The 20,421-nt window shown below is 67.2% G+C and carries 19 protein-coding genes and 1 tRNA gene; 10 read left to right on the forward strand and 10 right to left on the reverse strand.

Features of this window, described 5'->3' with window-relative positions:
• Window positions 1-87: 87 nt before the first annotated feature.
• Complete coding sequence (gene orn / locus RS901_RS00560; RefSeq protein ID WP_316150876.1) at window positions 88-729, reverse strand: oligoribonuclease; 642 nt, start codon at window positions 727-729, stop codon at window positions 88-90.
• Between the two features lie 225 nt (window positions 730-954).
• Between orn and RS901_RS00565 the strand changes: the two genes are divergently transcribed.
• The 3 genes from RS901_RS00565 to RS901_RS00575 are packed head-to-tail and all read left to right on the forward strand — an operon-like array spanning window position 955 to window position 3,509.
• Window positions 955-2,202, forward strand: coding sequence for a M48 family metallopeptidase (locus RS901_RS00565; RefSeq protein ID WP_316150877.1), 1,248 nt, complete (start codon window positions 955-957; stop codon window positions 2,200-2,202).
• Complete coding sequence (rsgA, locus tag RS901_RS00570) at window positions 2,199-3,170, forward strand: ribosome small subunit-dependent GTPase A (protein WP_316150878.1); 972 nt, start codon at window positions 2,199-2,201, stop codon at window positions 3,168-3,170. Before RS901_RS00565 ends, rsgA begins: the two co-directional genes overlap by 4 nt.
• Window positions 3,171-3,203: 33 nt before the next feature.
• Complete coding sequence (locus RS901_RS00575) at window positions 3,204-3,509, forward strand: putative signal transducing protein (protein ID WP_316150879.1); 306 nt, start codon at window positions 3,204-3,206, stop codon at window positions 3,507-3,509.
• 27 nt (window positions 3,510-3,536) lie between these two features.
• Here RS901_RS00575 and RS901_RS00580 read toward each other — a convergent pair whose 3' ends face one another.
• Together RS901_RS00580 and RS901_RS00585 are read right to left on the reverse strand one after the other, a co-directional pair.
• Entirely contained in the window at window positions 3,537-4,532 is a 996-nt protein-coding gene (locus RS901_RS00580) for a CobD/CbiB family protein (RefSeq protein WP_316150880.1), read from the reverse strand.
• Between the two features lie 179 nt (window positions 4,533-4,711).
• Entirely contained in the window at window positions 4,712-5,410 is a 699-nt protein-coding gene (locus RS901_RS00585; RefSeq protein ID WP_316150881.1) for a pirin family protein, read from the reverse strand.
• 153 nt (window positions 5,411-5,563) lie between these two features.
• Between RS901_RS00585 and RS901_RS00590 the strand changes: the two genes are divergently transcribed.
• Both RS901_RS00590 and gluQRS read left to right on the forward strand, forming a co-directional pair.
• Window positions 5,564-6,484, forward strand: coding sequence for a LysR family transcriptional regulator (locus RS901_RS00590; protein WP_114131803.1), 921 nt, complete (start codon window positions 5,564-5,566; stop codon window positions 6,482-6,484).
• Window positions 6,485-6,495: 11 nt separating this feature from the next.
• Complete coding sequence (gene gluQRS, locus RS901_RS00595; RefSeq protein ID WP_316150882.1) at window positions 6,496-7,419, forward strand: tRNA glutamyl-Q(34) synthetase GluQRS; 924 nt, start codon at window positions 6,496-6,498, stop codon at window positions 7,417-7,419.
• Window positions 7,420-7,480: 61 nt separating this feature from the next.
• Here the strand turns inward: gluQRS and RS901_RS00600 are convergent, their stop codons facing one another.
• A complete protein-coding gene (locus tag RS901_RS00600) occupies window positions 7,481-8,983 on the reverse strand; it encodes a DEAD/DEAH box helicase (protein ID WP_316150883.1) in 1,503 nt (500 codons plus the stop codon).
• A gap of 318 nt (window positions 8,984-9,301) precedes the next feature.
• On the opposite strand from RS901_RS00600, the gene RS901_RS00605 reads away from it, so the two are divergent.
• Window positions 9,302-9,448, forward strand: coding sequence for a hypothetical protein (locus tag RS901_RS00605; protein WP_316150884.1), 147 nt, complete (start codon window positions 9,302-9,304; stop codon window positions 9,446-9,448).
• An 84-nt stretch (window positions 9,449-9,532) separates the two neighbouring features.
• Here the strand turns inward: RS901_RS00605 and RS901_RS00610 are convergent, their stop codons facing one another.
• The 4 genes from RS901_RS00610 to RS901_RS00625 all read right to left on the reverse strand — a co-directional run bounded on the left by RS901_RS00610 (window position 9,533) and on the right by RS901_RS00625 (window position 13,294).
• A complete protein-coding gene (locus RS901_RS00610) occupies window positions 9,533-9,664 on the reverse strand; it encodes a hypothetical protein (protein ID WP_316150885.1) in 132 nt (43 codons plus the stop codon).
• A 35-nt stretch (window positions 9,665-9,699) separates the two neighbouring features.
• On the reverse strand, window positions 9,700-11,328 hold the full coding sequence (locus RS901_RS00615) for an acyl CoA:acetate/3-ketoacid CoA transferase (protein ID WP_316150887.1): 1,629 nt from the start codon (window positions 11,326-11,328) through the stop codon (window positions 9,700-9,702).
• A 609-nt stretch (window positions 11,329-11,937) separates the two neighbouring features.
• Window positions 11,938-12,291, reverse strand: a complete 354-nt coding sequence (locus RS901_RS00620; RefSeq protein WP_316150888.1) for a DUF1428 domain-containing protein — start codon at window positions 12,289-12,291, stop codon at window positions 11,938-11,940.
• Window positions 12,292-12,376: 85 nt separating this feature from the next.
• A complete protein-coding gene (locus RS901_RS00625; RefSeq protein ID WP_316150889.1) occupies window positions 12,377-13,294 on the reverse strand; it encodes a LysR family transcriptional regulator in 918 nt (305 codons plus the stop codon).
• Between the two features lie 179 nt (window positions 13,295-13,473).
• On the opposite strand from RS901_RS00625, the gene RS901_RS00630 reads away from it, so the two are divergent.
• The 4 genes from RS901_RS00630 to RS901_RS00645 all read left to right on the forward strand — a co-directional run bounded on the left by RS901_RS00630 (window position 13,474) and on the right by RS901_RS00645 (window position 17,985).
• Entirely contained in the window at window positions 13,474-14,832 is a 1,359-nt protein-coding gene (locus RS901_RS00630) for a nucleobase:cation symporter-2 family protein (protein ID WP_316150890.1), read from the forward strand.
• 29 nt (window positions 14,833-14,861) lie between these two features.
• Complete coding sequence (locus RS901_RS00635; RefSeq protein ID WP_316150891.1) at window positions 14,862-15,371, forward strand: nucleoside deaminase; 510 nt, start codon at window positions 14,862-14,864, stop codon at window positions 15,369-15,371.
• Between the two features lie 143 nt (window positions 15,372-15,514).
• Window positions 15,515-15,706, forward strand: a complete 192-nt coding sequence (locus RS901_RS00640) for a hypothetical protein (RefSeq protein WP_316150892.1) — start codon at window positions 15,515-15,517, stop codon at window positions 15,704-15,706.
• A gap of 32 nt (window positions 15,707-15,738) precedes the next feature.
• Window positions 15,739-17,985, forward strand: coding sequence for a phosphocholine-specific phospholipase C (locus RS901_RS00645; protein ID WP_316150893.1), 2,247 nt, complete (start codon window positions 15,739-15,741; stop codon window positions 17,983-17,985).
• Window positions 17,986-18,045: 60 nt separating this feature from the next.
• On the opposite strand, the gene RS901_RS00650 is transcribed toward RS901_RS00645, so the two are convergent.
• Window positions 18,046-18,124 (reverse strand) — tRNA-Ile (locus tag RS901_RS00650).
• Between the two features lie 10 nt (window positions 18,125-18,134).
• Window positions 18,135-20,411, reverse strand: coding sequence for an RNA polymerase sigma factor RpoD (gene rpoD, locus RS901_RS00655; RefSeq protein ID WP_316150894.1), 2,277 nt, complete (start codon window positions 20,409-20,411; stop codon window positions 18,135-18,137).
• Between the last annotated feature and the right edge of the window lie 10 nt (window positions 20,412-20,421).

The raw sequence follows: 20,421 nt of genomic DNA on the forward strand, positions 1-20,421 counted from the left end.
CGGCGCCCGGCGGCGGCAACGCGGCTGCCCGGTGCGGGCGGCCCGTCGCTGGTGGTGGGTTGTTGTTCTGGGAGCCGCTGGCCCCGGTTATTGCGCGGGCGTGTCGACGGCTGGTGCGTTGGCCGCCGGCGCATCGGCAGCCGGTGCAGCGCCCGGCGCGGTGTGACGGATAAAATGCGTGCGGTAGTAGCGCAGTTCTTCGACCGATTCCAGGATGTCGGCCAGCGCCGTATGCAGCTGGCGCTTGATAAAGCCCTTGTGGATGGCCGGCTCCCAGCGCTTGCACAGCTCCTTCAGCGTGGACACGTCCAGGTTGCGGTAGTGGAAGAACGCCTCCAGCTTGGGCATGTAGCGCGCCATGAAGCGGCGGTCCTGGCAGATCGAGTTGCCGCACATCGGCGACTTGTTGGCCGGCACCCAGCGCTTGAGGAAGGCCAGCAGCTCGGCCTCGGCCTGCTCTTCGGTCAGGGTCGATGCCTTGACCTTGTCGATCAGGCCCGAGCGGCCGTGGGTGCCCTTGTTCCAGTTGTCCATGCCATTGAGCACGGCATCGCTCTGGTGGATCACCAACACCGGGCCTTCTGCCAGGATATTGAGTTCGGAGTCGGTAATGACGATCGCTATTTCGATGATGCGGTCGGTATCCGGCTGCAGACCGGTCATTTCCATGTCCAGCCAGATCAGGTTGTTTTCGCTTTTGACGGATTTGGCGGTGGCTTGGCTTGTCATCGGGACTGCGGAAGATAGGGATTTCAGGGAAGCGGCCGCGGCGGGGCCGGGCGCGAACAATTTATAATTCTCGCATATCCGTCCGGAATGGCCGTTTGCGCACCAGCGCCGGGGCGTTTTCCGGATATCCCGGACCGCCGCCTGCCCCACCCCGGGCCCGGCGGTCCAACGGATGCCCGCCGCACACAATGCCGGGCGCCCGCACCCACAACAAGGCTCTTGCCGATGTTCACGATTGTCTTTCTCGCCGCCCTGGTGCTGATGGTGCTGACCAGGCTCTGGCTGGCAGCCCGCCAGGTCCGGCATGTGGCGCAGCACCGCAATGCGGTGCCGCCGCGCTTTGCCGACACCATCACCCTGGCCTCGCACCAGAAGGCCGCGGACTACACCATCGCCCGCACCCGGCTGTCGATGCTCGAGGTGCTGGCCGGGGCCGCGGTGCTGATCGGCTTCACCATGCTGGGCGGGCTGCAGTGGCTCAACCAGTCCTGGCTGGACACTTTCGGCCCGGGCTATGCCTACGGCGTGGCGCTGGTGGCCAGCGTGGCGCTGATCGGCGGGCTGGTCGACCTGCCGTTCTCGCTCTACGGCCAGTTCGGCATCGAGGAGCGCTTTGGCTTCAACAAGATGACGTTCGGCCTGTGGCTGGCCGACGTGGCCAAGATGCTGGTGGTGGCGTGCGCGCTGGGCCTGCCGCTGCTGCTGGCGGTGCTGTGGCTGATGGAGCGCGCCGGCTCGCTGTGGTGGGTCTGGACCTGGCTGGTGTGGATGGCCTTCAACCTGTTCCTGCTGGTGGTGTTCCCGACCTTTATCGCGCCGCTGTTCAACAAGTTCGAGCCGCTCACCGATGAATCGCTGCGCCAGCGCATCGAGGCCCTGATGAAGCGCTGCGGCTTTGCCAGCAAGGGCCTGTTCGTGATGGACGGCAGCAAGCGCAGCGCCCACGGCAATGCGTATTTCACCGGCTTCGGCGCGGCCAAGCGCATTGTCTTCTTCGATACGCTGCTGGAGCGCCTGTCGGGCGACGAGATCGAGGCGGTGCTGGCACATGAGCTGGGCCACTTCAAGCGCCGCCACGTGGCCAAGCGCATCGTCGTCACCTTTGCGCTGAGCCTGGTGTTCCTGGCGCTGCTGGGCTGGCTGGCCACGCGCAGCTGGTTCTACACCGGGCTGGGCGTGGTGCCCAACCTGGGCGTGTCCAACAACGCGCTGGCGCTGGTGCTGTTCTTCCTGGCGCTGCCGGTGTTCACCTTCCTGCTGGGGCCGTTGTCGAGCCTGTCGTCGCGCCGCCATGAGTTCGAGGCCGACGCCTTTGCCGCCGACCAGACCGATGCCGGCAACCTGGTGTCGGCGCTGGTGAAGCTGTACAAGGACAACGCCTCGACGCTGACGCCCGATCCGCTCTACAGCGCCTTCTACTACTCGCATCCGCCCGCCGCGCAGCGGATCGACCGCCTGCTGGCGCACGCATGAGCCGCGCCACGCGTCACCGCAACGCCGGCGGCGGCAGCCACGCCGGCAAGACTACCGAATCCGCGCTGATCATCGCCGCCCATGGCCGCCACTACGTGGTCGAGCTGGGCGACGGCACGCGCATGCATGCCTTCCCGCGCGGCAAGAAGAGCGACTGCGCGGTGGGCGACCATGTCAGCGTGGAACGCGCCGCCGCCGACCAGTGCGTGATCACCGCGGCCTCGCCGCGCAAGAACCTGCTGCACCGCTCCGACCAGTTCAAATCCAAGCTGCTGGCCGCCAATATCGACCAGGTCGTGATCGTGCTGGCAACCGAGCCGGGCTTCTCCGAAGACCTGCTCGGCCGCGCGCTGGTGTCGGCCGAGGCGATGGAGATCCGGCCGCTGATCGTGCTCAACAAGACCGACCTGCCCGACCGGCTGGAAGAAGCGCGTGGGCGCCTGGCGCTGTACCGCGAGCTGGGCTACGACACGCTGGAGCTGTCGGTGCGCGCCGACCCGGCGCAGGCGCTGGCCGCCCTCAAGCCGCGCCTGGCGGGGCTGGCCAGCATCCTGATCGGGCAATCGGGGATGGGCAAGTCGTCGCTGCTGAACCTGCTGATCCCGGGCGTGGATGCGCAGACCCGCGAGATCTCGGCCAAGCTCGACTCCGGCAAGCACACCACCACCTTCACGCGGCTCTATCACCTGCCGGCCGAATGGGGCACCGTGGACGGCCGTCAGGGTGCGCTGATCGATTCGCCGGGCTTCCAGGAATTCGGCCTGTACCACCTGAGCGAGGGCATGCTCGAACGCGCCTTCCCGGAGTTCCGGCCGCTGCTGACCGAGTGCCGCTTCTACAACTGCCACCATGTCAACGAGCCCGGCTGCGGCGTGCTGGCCGCGGTCGCATCGGGAGCGATCTCCGAGCGCCGCCACCAGCTCTACATGCAGTTGCTGCACGAATCCAACCAGCAGAAGCCGTGGTAAGGTAAGCGCACCTGGGTTACCCGGTGCGCTGCCATGAAACTGCTGCTGTCCGCCACTTCCCTCGTCCATGCGGCCCATTGCCGGAACGTCCTGCGGGCGGCCGGCATCCGGGCGGAATTGCGCAATACCTGGCTGGCCGGCGCCACCGGCGAGATCCCGTTCCGGGAGAGTGCGCCACAGGTGTGGCTGGTCGATGACGAGATGGAAGCGCAGGCGTGGGCCGCGCTCAATGCCGCCGCCAACCCGGCGCCGGGGCCCAGCTGGCAATGCCGCCACTGCCTGGAATGGCACGAGGCCCAGTTCGGCGCCTGCTGGCGCTGCGGCGCGGCCCGCGACTAGCGCGCCGCCCCCCCTTTTTAAGGTTCTTCAGCCGACCCAGAGCGCCAGCGACAGCATGGCGAGCAGCAGCATCCACAGCACCACCGCGCGCCATACCAGGCCCACGGCCGACTGCAGCGTGCGCACGCCGGGCTCGGTGCCGAATTCGGGCGGCACCGGTTCCGGGCCGCCGTTGTCCTCTTCCATGCCGGGCGCGTAGTCCACGGCCGGGCCGGCCACGCTGGCGCGCAGCACCACGGTAGAATCGTCCTCGGCCAGCGGCGTGCCCAGGCGCACGCCCAGCGCTCCACCCCCGCTGGCAAGCAGGATGCCGTTGACGGCATCGTTCCACTTGCGCGCATGGTTGCGCCAGGCGTAGACCGCATCCTCGAAGTTGCCGACGATGGCAAAGCCGATCGCGGTCAGCCGCGACGGCACCCAGTCCAGCAAATAGAAGGCGCGCGCCGCAAAGCGGCCCAGCGCGGGGCTGCGCTCGGCCGAGGGCTGGTTCCAGTGGCGGCTCAGGTATTCGGCGGTGCGATACAGCACCACCCCGCCGGGGCCGACCGGCACCAGGAACCAGAAGAACACGCCGAACACATGCCGGTGCACGGCGACGATTGCCGCTTCCAGCGTGTGTCGCACGATCTCGGAAACCGGCATCTCGACGGTGTCCAGGCCGGTCCACTCGTGCAGCAGCGTGCGAGCGGTATGGACGTCGTCGCGGTTCAGGGCCTCGTGGATGTCTGTGAAGAAGTGGCTGAACTGGCGAAAGCCCAGCGTCATGTACAGCACCAGCACATTCCAGGCGAGCGTCAGCGCCACGCTGATCGAGGCCAGCAGGTAGTGCACCACGATCACCGCCAGGGTCAGCGGCACGACCACGGTCAGCCAGGCCAGCGCGGCATCGCGCGGCCGGCCGGTGTCGAAGGCGTGTTCCGCGCGGTCGCCGAGTGCACGCACGATCTCGTGGATCGGGTTGTTGCGGCCCAGGGCGCGGAATTGTTCAGCGATCAGCGCCAGGAGAATGGAAACAAAGGTCATCTTGGTACGGGGTGTTCCAAGGGCACGCCTGACCCTTCCGGGCTTGCCGGCGATGTGCCGGCACAGGCGCAATGCATAGCGAGAAGATAGCACAGCGCTACCTGCCGGGGCCCGGCGCGCGGTGCAAAAAGCAAAAGCCCGCCGGAAGGCGGGCTTTTGCATGCGGCAATGAGCGATGCTCAGGGCAGGTCGAACACCAGTACTTCGGCGCCATCGCCGCCAGACAGCGCGACTTCGCCTACGGCTTCCAGCTTCGCTGCGTCGCCGGCTTCAAGCGCCTTGCCGTTGACCGTCACCCGGCCGCGCGCTACGTGGACATAGGCGCGGCGGCCCGGCGCCAGCGCCAGCGTGGCGGCCTCGTCGCCATCGAACAGGCCGGCGTACAGGCGCACGTCCTGGTGCACCACCACCGAGCCCTCGGCGCCGTCGGCGCTGGCCACCAGGCGCAGCCTGCCGCGCTTGTCGGCTGCGTCGAAATGCTTTTCCTCGTAGCCAGGCTCGATGCCGTTCTCGGCAGGCATGATCCAGATCTGCAGGAAGTGGGTGGTGTCGTGCGCGGCGTGGTTGTACTCCGAATGGCGCACGCCGGTGCCGGCGCTCATGCGCTGCACATCGCCCGGGCGGATCACGCTGCCGTTGCCCATGCTGTCCTTGTGGGCCAGTTCGCCCTCGAGCACGTAGCTGATGATTTCCATGTCGCGGTGGCCGTGGGTGCCAAAGCCCATGCCTGGCGCGACGCGGTCCTCGTTGATCACGCGCAGTGGCCCGAACTGCACATGCTGCGGGTCATAGTAGTCGGCGAACGAGAACGAATGAAAGGACTTCAGCCAGCCATGATCGGCGTAGCCACGCTCTGCAGACTTTCTGATTTCAATCATTTTGATGGCCCTCCTTGAGCCTGTTTGCCCGCGAGTACTGGCTTGATAACCGTGTCGCGGCATACGTTTTCGCTTTTGATGCTAGGAAGTTTAGGGCTTGAGGCGTATATTTACGGGGATCGCCTTAGAAGCAGTCATTCAGAATTTCTGAACATGGCCCTCTCGCTAGAATCCCTCGAAGTCCTGGACGCCATCGAACGCAAGGGCAGCTTCGCCGCCGCCGCCCACGAGATGGGCAAGGTCCCTTCCGCGCTGACCTACGTGGTGCGCAAGCTGGAAGAAGACCTGGACGTGCTGCTGTTCGACCGGCGCCGCCATCGCGCCGAGCTGACGCCGGCCGGCCGCGCCCTGCTCGATGAGGGCCGCCACCTGCTGCATGCCGCCGATGACCTGGCACGGCGCGTCAAGCGCCTGGCCACCGGCTGGGAGGCCACCCTCACCATCGTGGCCGACGACCTGATCAACTTCCGCGCGCTGCTGCCGGTGATCCACGACTTCTATGCCGAGAACACCGCCACCCGGCTGCGCTTTTCCAAGGAAGTGCTGGGCGGCGCCTGGGATGCGCTGGTCAGCAATCGTGCCGACCTGGTGATCGGCGGCGCCTACGATGCGCCCAGCACGCAAGGCTTCCAGATCCGGCCGCTGGGCTCGATGCCGTTCGTGTTCGCGGTGGCCGCGCACCATCCGTTGGCCACCGAGGAAGGCCCGCTCACCACCATCCAGATCGCCAGGCACCGCATCGTCGCGGTGGGCGACACCTCGCGCAACCTGCCGGCGCGCACCCATGGCGTGCTGGCCGGGCAAGACGTGCTGGTGGTGCCCACCATGCGCGACAAGCTGGAAGCGCAGATCCGCGGGCTGGGCTGCGGCTGGCTGCCGGCGCCGATGGCGCAACCCCATATCGAAAGCGGCGTGCTGCAGGCGCGCGAGACCGTCGAGGTGCGCGCGCCCGGCAACTTCAAGGTAGCCTGGCGCACCAGTAACCGCGGCAAGGCGCTGCAGTGGTGGGCCAGCAAGCTGGAAGACCCGCGCCTGGCGCAGGCGCTGCTGCAGCAACCCGACTTCGCCGGCTGAGGGCAGGCCTCATGGCAGTGACGGCAGTACCGACGGTTGCCGGCGCAGCCGGCTATCGCGGCCGCTTCGCCCCGTCGCCCACCGGGCCGCTGCATATGGGCTCGCTGGTCACCGCGCTGGCCAGCTGGCTGGACGCGCGCGCGCACGGCGGCCAGTGGCTGGTGCGCATCGAGGACATCGACATGCCGCGCTGCGTGCGCGGCGCGGACGACGACATCCTGCTCACGCTGGAACGCCTGGGCATGACTCCGGACGAGCCGCTGGTGTGGCAGAGCCGGCGTGAGCCGTTCTATGCCGATGCGCTGCGCCGCCTCGACGCCGCCGGGCAGCTCTACCCCTGCGGCTGTTCGCGCAAGGAGATCGCCGATTCGCTGGTGCACGTGCGCGAGCGGCACCAGACCCTGGGCTATCCCGGCACCTGCCGCCACGGCCTGAACGGCAAGCTGCCGCGCGCCTGGCGCGTGCGCGTGCCGGACGGCCCGGCCGCCACCCTCTGCTTCGACGACCGCTGGCAGGGCCGCCAGTGCCAGGACCTGGAAACCGAGCTGGGCGACTTCGTGCTGCGCCGCGCGGACGGGCTGTGGGCGTATCAACTGGCGGTAGTGGTGGATGACGGCCTGCAGGGCATCACGCATATCGTGCGCGGCGCCGACCTGCTCGACTCCACCCCGCGCCAGGTCCACCTGCAGCACCTGCTGGGCCTGCCCACGCCGGCCTACCTGCACGTGCCGGTGGTGGTCAACCAGACCGGCGAGAAGCTGAGCAAGCAAAGCGGTGCGCAGGCAATCGACACCACCGCACCGCTGGACGCGCTGCGCGAAGCCGGCACCCACCTGGGGCTGTCGAACCACGCGGAGAATGTGAAGGACTGGCTTGCGCGTGCCACCGACGGGTGGCGCCAGCTGCTGGCGAGGCTGCCGCAGCCCCCGCACTAACGCGCCCACAAAAACAAATGGCCCGCGCAGGCGGGCCATTTTCACCTACGGCAGGATCAGATCAGGACTTGCGCGGCACGCCGCCCAGCAAGGCGGCGACCGGCCGCTTGGGCGCCTGGCGGCCGCGGCTCAACGCAGCGGCCACTTCATCGGCCACCTTGGCCTGGGCGACGCTGGCGGCGCTGGGCTCGTACGGGCGCGAGAAGAACGGATCATCCGAGGCACGGAACACCTGGCGGTTGGCGCTGTGCTCGTGGCGGCGCGGACGCTCTTCGCCCTCGCCGTTGCCGCGCGCGCGGCGCACGTCGCTACGCTCGCGGCGGCGCTCGGTGTCGCCCTGGCGGGCGCGCTCGCCGGTCGGGTCGAAGCCTTCCAGCTTGCCGCGCGGGATGCTGCGCTTGATCAGCTTCTCGATATCGGACAGCAGGCGCTCGTCATTGCCCGGCACGTAGATCGACAGCGCATCGCCGCTGGCGCCGGCACGGCCGGTACGGCCGATGCGGTGCACGTAGTCTTCGGCGCTGTACGGCACGTCGAAATTGACCACGCACGGCATGTCGGGGATATCCAGCCCGCGCGCGGCCACGTCGGTGGCGACCAGCGCGTCGATGGTGCCGCTCTTGAAGCCTTCCAGCGTCTGCATGCGCTCGGTCTGGGTCTTGTCGCCGTGGATGGCGGCGGCGTTGATGCCCTCGCGCTCCAGGTGGCGCGCCAGGCGCGAGCAGCCGATCTTGCTGTTGACGAAGACGATGCACTGGCGCGACAGCCCCTGCTCGGCGCGCTGCTTGAGCAGGTGCACGACCGCCGCCTGCTTGTGGCCGTCTTCGACCAGGTACACCATCTGGCGCACGTTCTCGTTGGTCGAGTTGCTGCGCGCCACTTCAATGGTGACCGGGTGCTTCAGGTAGCTGGAGGCCAGCCGCTTGATTTCCGGCGAGAACGTGGCCGAGAACAGCAGCGTCTGGCGATGCGCCGGCAACAGGTTGATGATGCGCTGCAGGTCCGGCAGGAAGCCCATGTCGAGCATGCGGTCGGCCTCGTCCAGCACCAGCATCTGCACCTGCGACAGGTTGACCGACTTCTGCTGCACGTGGTCCAGCAGGCGGCCGGGCGTGGCCACCAGGATCTCCACGCCGCGGCGCAGCGCATCGGTCTGCGGGTTCATGTCCACGCCGCCGAACACCACGGTGCTGCGCAGGTCGGTGTGCTTGGCGTAGCGCGCGACGTTGTCGTAGACCTGGTCGGCCAGCTCGCGCGTGGGGGTCAGCATCAGCGCGCGCACCGGGTGGCGTGCCGGCGAGGCGCTGGCATTGGCCAGCGGCAGCAGGCGCTGGATGATCGGCAACGCGAAGCCCGCGGTCTTGCCGGTGCCGGTCTGCGCGGCGCCCATCATGTCCTTGCCTATCAGCACGACCGGGATGGCCTGTGCCTGGATCGGGGTGGGCGTGGTGTAGCCCTGCTCGGACAAGGCGCGCAGGATGCGCGCGTCCAGGCCGAAGCTGTCGAATGTCTGCACGGCGGTCTGCCCCGCGGTAGTGGGTTCTGGTGCGTTCGTAGTGGTCATGGGTATCGGTGTCTGGCGGGAGGCGAACCCGGCACAAACGGATACGCGTCTGGAACTCATCTCGCCCCGACTCTCGCCTGGCGCCGGGAGGGTTCCGGCACGGCCATGCTGGCCGCAGCATTTGGCCAAGAGAATCAAAGTCTTATATTTTAGCACCTCTGCCAGCACAGTGGGCATTCTGGCAGCGCCGTGCGCCTGGCGCGACAGGAGGCGGCACCGGCTGGCGGGATTTCAAGAAACTGTCATATCCGCCACGCAAGATGCCGGCGGCGCGGTGGCCACGGCCGGACCGCGCAACCCCATCTCACCGAGACCTACATGGACTTCGAGCTTTTCCGCCAGACCTGCCAGCAGTTCCTGCGCACCTCCAGCCAGTTCCTTGGCCTGGCCGCGGCCGTCTGCCAGCCGGCACTGCCATTGCCGGCGCTGCCGGCCAGCCAGCCCCAAGGGCAGCAGCCCGCCTGAGCTTCAGCCGGGGCATCGAAGCGGCATCCGAATCACTCAGTCGCCGCGGATGCCGTTGCCCTGGATCACCTTGCCCCACTTGCTCTAGTCGGCCTTCATGCGCGCGGCCAGCTGCTCGGGCGGCATATAAGCGGCCACCGTGCCGGCGCCCAGCATTTTCTGCTGCGCGGCCGGATCGGCCAGCGCCTTCTTCAGCTCGGCCGACAGCGTGGCCACCACCTCCCCGGGCGTGCCGGCCGCAAATGACAGGATTACAGGTGCAGGGGCCCGGCCCGGAACAGCCGCTCATCCATTTCGCGCAGGTCCGGCGCCACGGCCACAGGCGTTGCGCACTGGTCCAGCACATCGCGCTGCAGGTCCACGCCCGGGGCGATCTCGACCAGCGTGAGGCGGGCTTCGCCGTCTGCGCCGGCTCGCATCTCGAACACCGCGCGCTCGGTGATGTACAGCACCGGGATGCCGAGCGACGCCACATAGGGACCGTTGAAGCTCAGGTGCGACACCTCCGGCACGATCTTCTTCACGCGGCCTTCGCGCACGATCTGCAGGCGATCGTTGCCGGCGCGGACTTCCAGCCCGCCCGCCGTCAGCGTGCCCATGAACACCACCGCGCGCGCGCTCTGCGTGATGTTGATAAAGCCGCCGACGCCGGCAATCGATGCGCCCTCGCCTTCGCCGAACTTGCTGACGTTGACGTTGCCGTGGCCATCCAGCTCGGCCAGGCCGAGGATGGCCAGGTCGATGCCGCCGCCCTCGTAGAAATCGAACTGCGCGGGCTGGTCCACCACCGCCTCCGGATAGGCCGAGGCACCGAAGCTGAGGCCATCCGCGGGCGTGCCGCCGATGGGGCCGGCCTCGACGGTCAGCGTGAAGCCGTCCAGCCCGGCCTGGTGCGCCAGCCTGCCGACCGCTGCCGGCATGCCCACGCCCAGGTTGACCACGCGCGGCGCACGGCGCGCCAGCTCCATCACCGCACGGCGCTGCACGATGGTGCGCGCGTCGAGCGGGCCGGCAGCCACCGGCGCCGCTTCCGCTTCAGCCACCGCTGCCTCGCCCTGCCACGGCGTCACGTAGGCCGGGTTGTAGGACTCGGCAAACGTCATCTGGTGGTTGGCGGGGTTGTCGCAGACCACCACGTAATCGACCAGGATGCCGGGCACGTGGATGGCCTGCAGGATCTCATGGTGGTCGACCAGGTTTTCCACCTGCGCGATCACGATGCCGCCAGAGTTATGAGCCGCCTGCGCCATCGCCAGCAGCTCATGGTGGAAGGCTTCGCGATGCGTGCTGAGGTTGCCGCGGGTGTCGGCAGCGGTGCAGCGGATCAGCGCGCAGTGGATCGGGAAGCTCGGGTAGAACAGGTATTCTTCGCCGCGGAAGTCGACCGCATCGACCCAGCATGCCTTGCCCTCGGCAATGGCCTGGCGCGCGCGCTCGTTGACGGCGCCGCCGTGGTAGCGCGCATCCTGCGCGGTGCGCGGGTCGACGAAGGTGTGCAGGCCGATCTTGGTCATCACGCCGGGCTTGCCGCCGGCGATGGCGCGGTACAGGTGCGTCAGCACGCCCTGCGGCAGGTTGTAGCCCTCGCACTGCTCGGCCATGGCCAGGGTGGCCAGCCGCGTGGCCGAGCGCCAGTGGCCGCCGACGATGCTGGCGGTCATGCCGGCGTTACCGAAGTGGTTCACGCCGCGCGCGCCGCGGTCGCCCTGCCCGGCCGAGTACACCAGCGTCAGGTCGCGCGGCAGCCCGCTCTGCAGGAAGCGCTGCTCCAGCGCCTCGCTCACGGCCTCGGCATGGCCGGCGCCGACAAAGCCCGCGCTGGCCACGGTCCAGCCGTCCTGCACGAGTGCCGCCGCTTCGCGTGCGGTGATCACCTTCATCGCTGTCTCCGGTTTCGTTGTGCCGTCCCGCATCGGTGGCGGGACGTTTTCCCGTGCATTTCGTTTTTGCGAAGCCGCCGTCGGCCCCCATGTAGAAGAAAAGCCCCGCGTGCCGGGGAGGCAGCGGGGCTCAAATGGTAGCGGGGCAATCTGCTCGACCACCCACGCCTTGATCTTGGCGCATCGCGCCACGGCGGGCATCCCCCAAATGTGGGCCATTGCCATGCCGCGTTGCCGGCAGGCCGCAAACGCGCCCTGCAAAGCCTGTCAATCATGGCCCTGTCACATTCCTGAAGGAATCCGGGTTTTCGCCGAGCGGGTTTTCGCCAGCTTCCGGCCAGCGGGCGGATGCGGTCTACTGGACTCACATCGACGGCCTGGCACGGAAAAAACGCCGGATCGCCGCAGCCGATGGTGCCTCAGAACAAGTCCAATGACCGGGAGACAGACCATGGTGACGAAGAAAGAAGACGCTTTCGTACTGAAGAACCTTCTCGCCCTCGCAGCAGTGGAAACCCTGGGCGGCGCGATTGCCCTGGGCATGGTCTTCCACCTGATCTGATCTGGCTTGCCTGCGCGCCGGCGCTGCCACGCCGGCGCCCGGCCCGCTCACTCGTCGACAATCACCTCGAAGCCGCCAAAGATCATCCGCTGGCCGTCGAACGGCATCGGATCCATGCCTTCCTTCAGGCGCGGGTCTGCCATCGCCGCCTTCATGCCGGCGTCGCGCTTCTCGCGCGATGGCCACAGGATCCAAGCGAACACCACCGCTTCATCCTCCTTGCGCTGCACCGCCATGGTAAAGGACGTGACCTTGCCTTCCGGCACATCGTCACCCCAGCATTCCACCACCTTCAGCGCGCCGTGCTCCTTGAACACCGCGGCTGCCTTCTGCGCCACCTGGCGATAGGTCTCGCGAGTGGCCTGGGGAACGGCCAGTACGAATCCGTCGATATAGGACATGGGCTTCACTCCTGGTCAGATTGAGTCTGGCGAATCGGATCAAACGCTCGATTGCGTCTGACTACCATAGTCCATCGCCATGCTCTCAGCGGGTGGTCCGCTGACCACGCCGGTCGACCTCGAACACCATGTTTTCCCGGAAGCGCTGCCGCAGCCACTGCTCGGCCCGGCCCTGCGGCCGGCCCGACTTGGCCCAGATCAGGTCGACGCTGACCAGCCAGTCCGTGTACGGATAGGCAGCCAGGTCCAGCTCCACCAGTTCGCCGCGCTCCAGCGCCGCGCGCACCAGTTGCCGCGGCAGCGTGGCCCAGCCCAGCCCGCTTTTCACCATCTCGACCAGCGCCAGGTAGCTTTCGGCGCGCCACACCCGCGCCGCGCGCAGGTATTCGCTGGTGGGCAGCTTGTCGGCATGCGCGCTGAAGGCCAGGCGCCGATAGGCGTGCAGGTCGGCAAACGACACCTGCTCGCGCCCGGCCAGCGGGTGTCCCGGGTGCACCACGTGCACCATGATCAGCTTGCCCAACTGCACGAAGGCCAGTTCCGGCGCGTAGTGCGGCTGCGCGAAGGCGATGCCGAGCTCGGCCTCGCCCTGCAGCACCAGTTCGCTGACATCGCCGTAGACGGGATTGCGGATGGTCAGGTCGACATACGGGAACTCCCGCTCGAATTCGGCCAGCACCGGCATCACCGCGTGGTACGGGATCTCGATCGCCAGCGTCAGGCCGGGCGGGTTGGCATCGGCCAGGCTGGCAGCATGGGCCTGCAGCGACAGGCAGCGCTCCAGCACCGCTTCGGCCTCGGTCAGCAGCTTGCGGCCGGCCTCGGTCAGCGCCGGATTGCGGCTGCCGCGGTCAAACAGCGGCACGCCCAGGTCGATCTCCAGGTTAGCCACCGCCGCGCTGATCGTGGACTGGGTCTTGCCCAGGCGCCGCGCGGCGGCGGAAAAGGAGCCTGTCTCAACCACCAGGGCGAATACCTGCAACTGGTCCAGCGAAAAGCGCATGGTCACCCTCCCACTGCCCATCGATCGAATCGATAGGTATTGATTTGTTGTACCGATGAAATTGCGGAGATGATGCCGCAACGGCCGAGGGACCACAAATCCCAGCAAACTCGGCCGGCGCTGCCCGATCCGCCCTGCCAGAGGCGGAAGCGGCTTCCATCGAAAAAGGAGACAAACCCATGAAGACCCCGACGCCGGTGCACCCGGTCGATGAAATCCTGCCATTGCGCCAGCTGGCGAGCTTTGGTCTGCAGCACGTGCTGGTGATGTACGCCGGCGCGGTCGCGGTGCCGCTGATCCTGGGCAGCGCGCTCGGGCTGTCCGCGGCGCAGGTGGTGACGCTGATCAACGCCAACCTGCTGACCTCGGGCATCGCCACCATGATCCAGTGCCTGGGCTGCTGGAAGTTCGGCGCGCGGCTGCCGATGATCCAGGGCTGCTCGTTTATCGCGCTGGCGCCGATGATCATGATCGGCAAGCAATACGGACTGACCACGGTGTTCGGCGCGGTGATCGCCGCCGGCGCCGCCACCATTACGCTGGCGCCGGTGTTCAGCCGCCTGCTGCGCTTCTTCCCGCCGGTGGTGATCGGCAGCCTGATCACCATCATCGGCATCTCCCTGATGCCGGCCGCGGCCATCTGGCTCGGCGGCGGCAATCCGGGCGCGGCAGATTTCGGCAGCATGCCGAACCTGCTGCTGGGCGCGGCCACCATCGCCATCACGCTGATCATCTACGCGCGCTTTCGCGGCTTTGTCGGCAACCTCGCGGTGCTGCTGGGGCTGGTGGCCGGCACGGCCATTGCCATGGCGTTCGGGCTGACCGACTTTGCCCATGTCGGCAACGCGGCGTGGTTCGAAGTGAGCCCGCCCTTCGCCTTCGGCATGCCGCAGTTCGGCGTGGCGCCGACGCTGGTGATGATCCTGGCGATGCTGGTGATCATGGCCGAGACCACCGGCAACTGCCTGGCTATCGGCCAGATCGTCGGCAAGCCCTCCAGCCAGGAAACGCTGGGCAATGCCTTCCGCGCCGACGGCTTGTCGACCATGCTGGGCGGCATCTTCAACAGCTTTCCGTACAACGCCTTCACACAGAACACCGGCCTGATTGCGCTGTCCAGCGTCAAGAGCCGCTACGTGGTCGCTGCCGCCGGCGCGATCATGGTGCTGATGGGCCTGTTCCCCAAGCTCGGCGCGCTGATCGCCTCGGTGCCGCGGCCGGTGCTGGGCGGCTGCGCCACCGTGATGTTCGGCATGACCACGGTGGCCGGCATCCAGGAACTGTCGCGCGTGAAATTCGACGGCACCCGCAACGCCATCATCGTTGCGGTTTCCGTCAGCGTGGGCGTGCTGCCGATGTCCTTCCCCGCCCTGTTCGAGCATGCCGGCGGCACGCTCAAGCTGGTGCTGGAAAGCGGCATCTTCCTCGGCGGCATCACCGCCATCCTGCTCAACGTGCTGCTCAACGGCGGCGCCGCGCAGGGCGGCACGGAAACGCCGCTGCTGCCAGTGGAAGCCGAAGAGTCCACCCTTTCCTGATTCCTTTCCCCCAACCGGAGACCCCCAGCATGACCCGAATCACAGACCCGTCCGGCGCCGAACTGTCGCCGCTCGACCTGGAACTGCTGCGCCAGTCGATCGCGCTGTCCGACGCATCCAGGGCTCGCGGCCGCCATCCGTTCGCCGCGCTAGTGGCCGACCAGGCCGGCAATGTCATCGCCAGCGCCGGCAACAATTCGATGCCGCCGGAGGGCGACCCGACCCAGCACGCCGAACTGGTCGCCGCCGCGCAGGCCGCCCGTGCGCTGCCGCCGGAGCAGCTGGCCGACTGCACCCTCTACACGAGCGCGGAGCCGTGCTGCATGTGCGCCGGCGCGATCTACTGGACCGGCATCGGGCGCGTGGTCTATGCGCTGTCAGAGCACAAGCTGCTGGGCCTGACCGGCGACCATCCGGAGAACCCGACCTTCTCGCTGCCCTGCCGCGAAGTGTTCGCGCGCGGGCAGCGCCAGGTGGATGTGGTGGGGCCGGTGCTGGAGGACGAAGCCGCGACACCGCACGCGGGCTTCTGGAAGTAGCCATCCTGCCAGCCGTCCGCCAGCCCGGCGGACGGCACGGATCGGCGTTGGACATTCTGTCATCGGAACGTCACCCCGCCTTCCTACACTCGCCTGGCTCCGGCTCCCAGCAGCCGCCACACCAACCCAGCCAGGCGAACCCGATGCTCCCCTGCAAACTCCCAAGAACCCTCGCCGCGACCCTGGTCGCGGCGGCATTGCTCACCGCATGCGGTGGCGATGACGGCGGCGGCAACCTGTCGCCGACCGCGACGGCCACGCCGAACGCACAACCAGAACAGCCCGGCAAGAAGCCAGACAAGCGGCCCGACCCGGTGATCCGCTGCGCCCCCTGACAACACAAGTCCCGACGCAATCCGACAAGACCATGGTCTCTCGCCGCAACTTCCTGCAAGCCGCAGCCGGCACCGGCTTCGCCGCCGCCGCGCTGGCCGCGTTCCCGCCCAGCATCCGCAAGGCCCTGGCCATCCCGGCCAACAATGCCACCGGCACCATCAAGGACGTCGAGCATGTGGTGATCCTGATGCAGGAGAACCGTTCCTTCGACCACTACTTCGGCACGCTCAAGGGCGTGCGCGGGTTCGGCGACCGCTTCACCATCCCGCTGCCCAATGCGCGCAAGGTATGGCAGCAACAGCGCTCCAACGGCGCCGTGCTGACCCCGTATCACCTGGATGGCACCAACAACAACGCGCAGCGCGCGGCCGGCACGCCGCATGCCTGGGTGGACAGCCAACAGGCCTGGGACCACGGCCGCATGGCCAACTGGCCGACGTACAAGACCAATACGTCGATGGGCTACTTCAAGGAAAAAGAGGTCCCGTTCCAGTTCGCGCTGGCCAATGCCTTTACGCTGTGCGACGCATACCACTGCTCGATGCATACCGGCACAGACGCGAACCGTTCGTTCCACCTGACCGGCACCAACGGCCCCACCGCCGCCAACGTCGCCTTCGTCAACAATGAGTGGGACGCAATCGACGGCCTGCCCGCCTCGGCCAACACCGGCTACACCTGGACGACCTACGCTGAGCGGCTGGAAGCAGCCGGCATCAGCTGGATCTGCTACCAGAACATGCCGGACGAATGGGGCGACAACATGCTGGGCGCGTTCCAGCAGTTCCGCAAGGCCAACCTGGCGTCGGGCTTCCCGGTATCCAGCGGCGGCGCGCCGGGCGCGCCCTATGCCAACACCGGCCAGCCGCTGCCGTACCACGCCTACGATGCGGCCACCGACAATGCCGCCAACCCGCTGTACAAGGGCGTGGCCAACACTCTGCCCGGTACCAAACCCGAGGAATACCTCGACGCCTTCCGCCGCGACATCAAGGAAGGCAGGCTGCCGCAGGTTTCCTGGATCAACGCGCCATCGATCTACTGCGAGCATCCCGGCCCGTCCAGCCCGGTCCAGGGCGCGTGGTTCCTGCAGGAAGTCCTGGACGCGCTGACCGCCGTGCCCGAGGTCTGGAGCAAGACCGTGCTGCTGGTCAACTTCGACGAGAACGACGGCTACTTCGACCACGTCCCCTCCCCCTCCGCGCCTTCGGTGAACCCCGACAAGACGCTGGCCGGCAAGGCGACGCTGAGCGATGCCGAGATGCAGGCCGAATACTTCAACCATCCGGCGCCGCCGGGCAGCACGACCCAGCCCGCTGCTGACGGCCGCGTCTACGGTCCCGGGCCGCGCGTGCCGCTTTACGCGATCTCGCCGTGGAGCCGCGGCGGCTGGGTCAATTCCCAGGTGTTCGACCACACCTCCGTGCTGCGCTTCCTGGAAGCGCGGTTCGGCGTGGCCGAACCCAACATCAGCCCGTTCCGCCGCGCCGTCTGCGGCGACCTGACCAGCGCGTTCAACTTCAAGACGCCCAACTCGGAAGCCCTGCCCACGCTGGGCGGCCGCACCACGCGCAGCGACGCCGACCAGCTGCGCAAGGCCCAGCAGGCCCTGCCCGCGGTGCCGCTGCCGGTCGACATGCAATTGCCGCTGCAGGCCACCGGCACCCGCCCGTCACGCGCGCTGCCGTATGAACTGCACACCAGCGCGCGCTGCAGCGCCGTGGGGCAGGTCGAACTGGTGTTCGCCAACACCGGCACGCAAGCCGCGGTGTTCCACGTCTACGACCGCTACCAGCTGGGACGCATTCCGCGCCGTTATGTCGTGGAAGCCGGCAAGTCCCTGAGCGACACCTGGAACGTGTTTCAGGACAACACCGGGCAATACGACCTGTGGGTGCTGGGCCCCAACGGCTTCCACCGCCATTTCCGCGGCGATACCAACCGCATCGGCGACACCGGCATCGCACCGGAGATCCGCGTCTGCTACGACATTGCCAACGGCGATGTCTACGTCGACCTGATCAACGCCGGCCGCAGGGCCTGCCACTTCAACATCCAGGCGCTCGCGTATCGAACCGATGGCCCGTGGCCGGTCACCGTCGGCGCCACCGGCGACAAATCCGTGTATTGGTCGCTGGAGGAAAGCGGGCAGTGGTATGACTTTGCGGTGACGTGCGACAGCGACCCGGCCTTCTATCGACGCTTTGCCGGGCGAGTGGAGACCGGCAGGCATACGGTTAGCGATCCGGCTATGGGGTTGGTGACGGCGCAGGATTGAGCGGTAGTTCGAGGCAAGAAAAAAGGGCCTGCAGGTGAAACCTGCAGGCCCTTTTCACATTGGTGGGCCTCCCGTGAGTCGAACACGGCACCAACGGATTATGAGTCCGCTGCTCTAACCAGGCATGAGCTAGAGGCCCTTGGAAGCGTTTAGTTGCCTTCCAGGAAGCTCTTCAGCTTGTCCGAGCGGCTCGGGTGGCGCAGCTTGCGCAGTGCCTTGGCCTCGATCTGGCGGATCCGTTCACGCGTGACGTCGAACTGCTTGCCGACCTCTTCCAGCGTGTGGTCGGTGCTCATTTCGATGCCGAAGCGCATGCGCAGCACCTTGGCTTCGCGCGGCGTGAGCGAGTCCAGCACGTCCTTGACGACGTCGCGCATGGAGCCGTGCAGTGCCGCCTCGGCCGGGGCCAGCGTGTTGGTGTCCTCGATGAAGTCGCCCAGATGGGAGTCGTCGTCGTCACCGATCGGCGTTTCCATGGAGATCGGCTCTTTGGCGATCTTCATGATCTTGCGGATCTTGTCTTCCGGCATCTCCATCTTCTCGGCCAGCGTTGCCGGATCCGGCTCATTGCCGGTTTCCTGCAGGATCTGGCGCGAGATGCGGTTCATCTTGTTGATCGTCTCGATCATGTGCACCGGGATACGGATGGTGCGCGCCTGGTCGGCGATCGAGCGCGTGATGGCCTGGCGGATCCACCACGTGGCGTACGTCGAGAACTTGTAGCCGCGGCGGTATTCGAACTTGTCCACCGCCTTCATCAGGCCGATGTTGCCTTCCTGGATCAGGTCGAGGAACTGCAGGCCGCGGTTGGTGTACTTCTTGGCGATCGAGATCACCAGGCGCAGGTTGGCCTCGGTCATCTCGCGCTTGGCTTCGCGGGCACGACGCTCGCCCTCGGCCATCTTGCGGTTGACGCCCTTCAGTTCCTTCAGCGGCAGCACCACGCGCGACTGCAGGTCGATCAGCTTCTGCTGCAGCTCATGCACGGCCGGCACATTGCGCTCGACGATGGTGCTGTAGGGCTTGCCGTCGGCGACGATGGTGTGGACCCACTCGAGGTTGGTCTCGTTGCCCGGGAAGCGGGCGACGAACTCTGCGCGCGGCATGCCGCACTTGTCCACGATGGTGTTCAGGATGGCACGCTCGAGCTTGCGCACTTCGTCCACCTGGCCGCGCAGCGTGTCGCACAGGCGCTCGACATTGCGGGCGGTGAAGCGGATCCCCATCAGCTCGGCCTGGATGGCTTCCTGTGCCTTGACGTAGGGCTTGGAGTTGTAGCCTTCCTTCTCGAACGCGCGGCGCATCTTGTCGAACTGCTCGGCGATCACGCGGAATTTCTCCAGCGCGTTCTGCTTCAGTTCTTCCAGCTGGCGCGCGGAGGCGCCGGCACCGGCGCCGCCTTCATCGTCCTCGTCCTCGTCGGCGTCTTCCTCGTCGTCGGACTCGAGGTCCTCTTCAGCGGCAGGCGCAGCGGCGGCGGCCGAAGACTCGGCCACTTCCTCGGCGTTCGGGTCGATCAGGCCGTCGACGAATTCGTCGATCTTGATCTCGTCGTTGGCCACGCGCTCGGCATGGGCCAGGATCTCGGAGATGGTGACCGGGCAAGCCGAAATCGCCATCACCATGTCCTTCAGGCCGGCCTCGATGCGCTTGGCGATCTCGATTTCGCCTTCGCGCGTCAGCAGCTCGACCGTGCCCATTTCGCGCATGTACATGCGCACCGGGTCGGTGGTGCGGCCGAACTCGGAGTCCACCGTGGACAGGGCCGCTTCGGCCTCTTCCTCGGCTTCTTCCTCGCTGGTGGCAGACGGGGCGTTATCGTTGAGCAGCAGCGTCTCGGCATCCGGCGCTTGTTCGTAGACAGCGATGCCGATGTCGTTCAGCGTGGCGACCAGCGTGTCGATCGTTTCCGAATCGACCATGTCGTCCGGCAGGTGATCGTTGATTTCCGCGTAGGTCAGGTAGCCGCGCGACTTGCCCAGCTTGATCAGCGCCTTGAGTTTCTGGCGGCGCAGCTCAAGCTCTTCCTCGGTGCCCTGCTGGGTCGAGGCGAACTCCTTGAGCAGGGCCTTTTCCTTGGCCTTGCGGTCCTTGGCCTTCTGCTTTTCGGTCTTCGGCGCCGCGGCCGGGGTTGCCGCCGGGCGCGCATCGTTCTCGTAAAACTCTTCAGTCACGTCGTCTGTTGTGCTGTCGTCGTGCTGCATCTCGGCCTTGGGCTTGCGGCCACGCTTTTTCGGCTCCGGCTTGATTGCCGGCGCAGCGGGACGCTCGGATGCAACGGATGCAGGTGTCGCGGCACGCGCCTTGGTTGCCGTAGTGGTGGTGCCGGCCTTGGCTTCCCCACTCTTGGCGCCGGCGGCTGCCGCTCGCTTGCTCTCGACTTCGGTATTCTGCTGTTTCGCCACGGTGATACTCTTACCTTTCACTGGTGCAGAT

It is taken from the genome of Cupriavidus sp. BIC8F, assembly GCF_032465815.1.
Classification (GTDB): Bacteria; Pseudomonadota; Gammaproteobacteria; order Burkholderiales; family Burkholderiaceae; genus Cupriavidus; species Cupriavidus necator.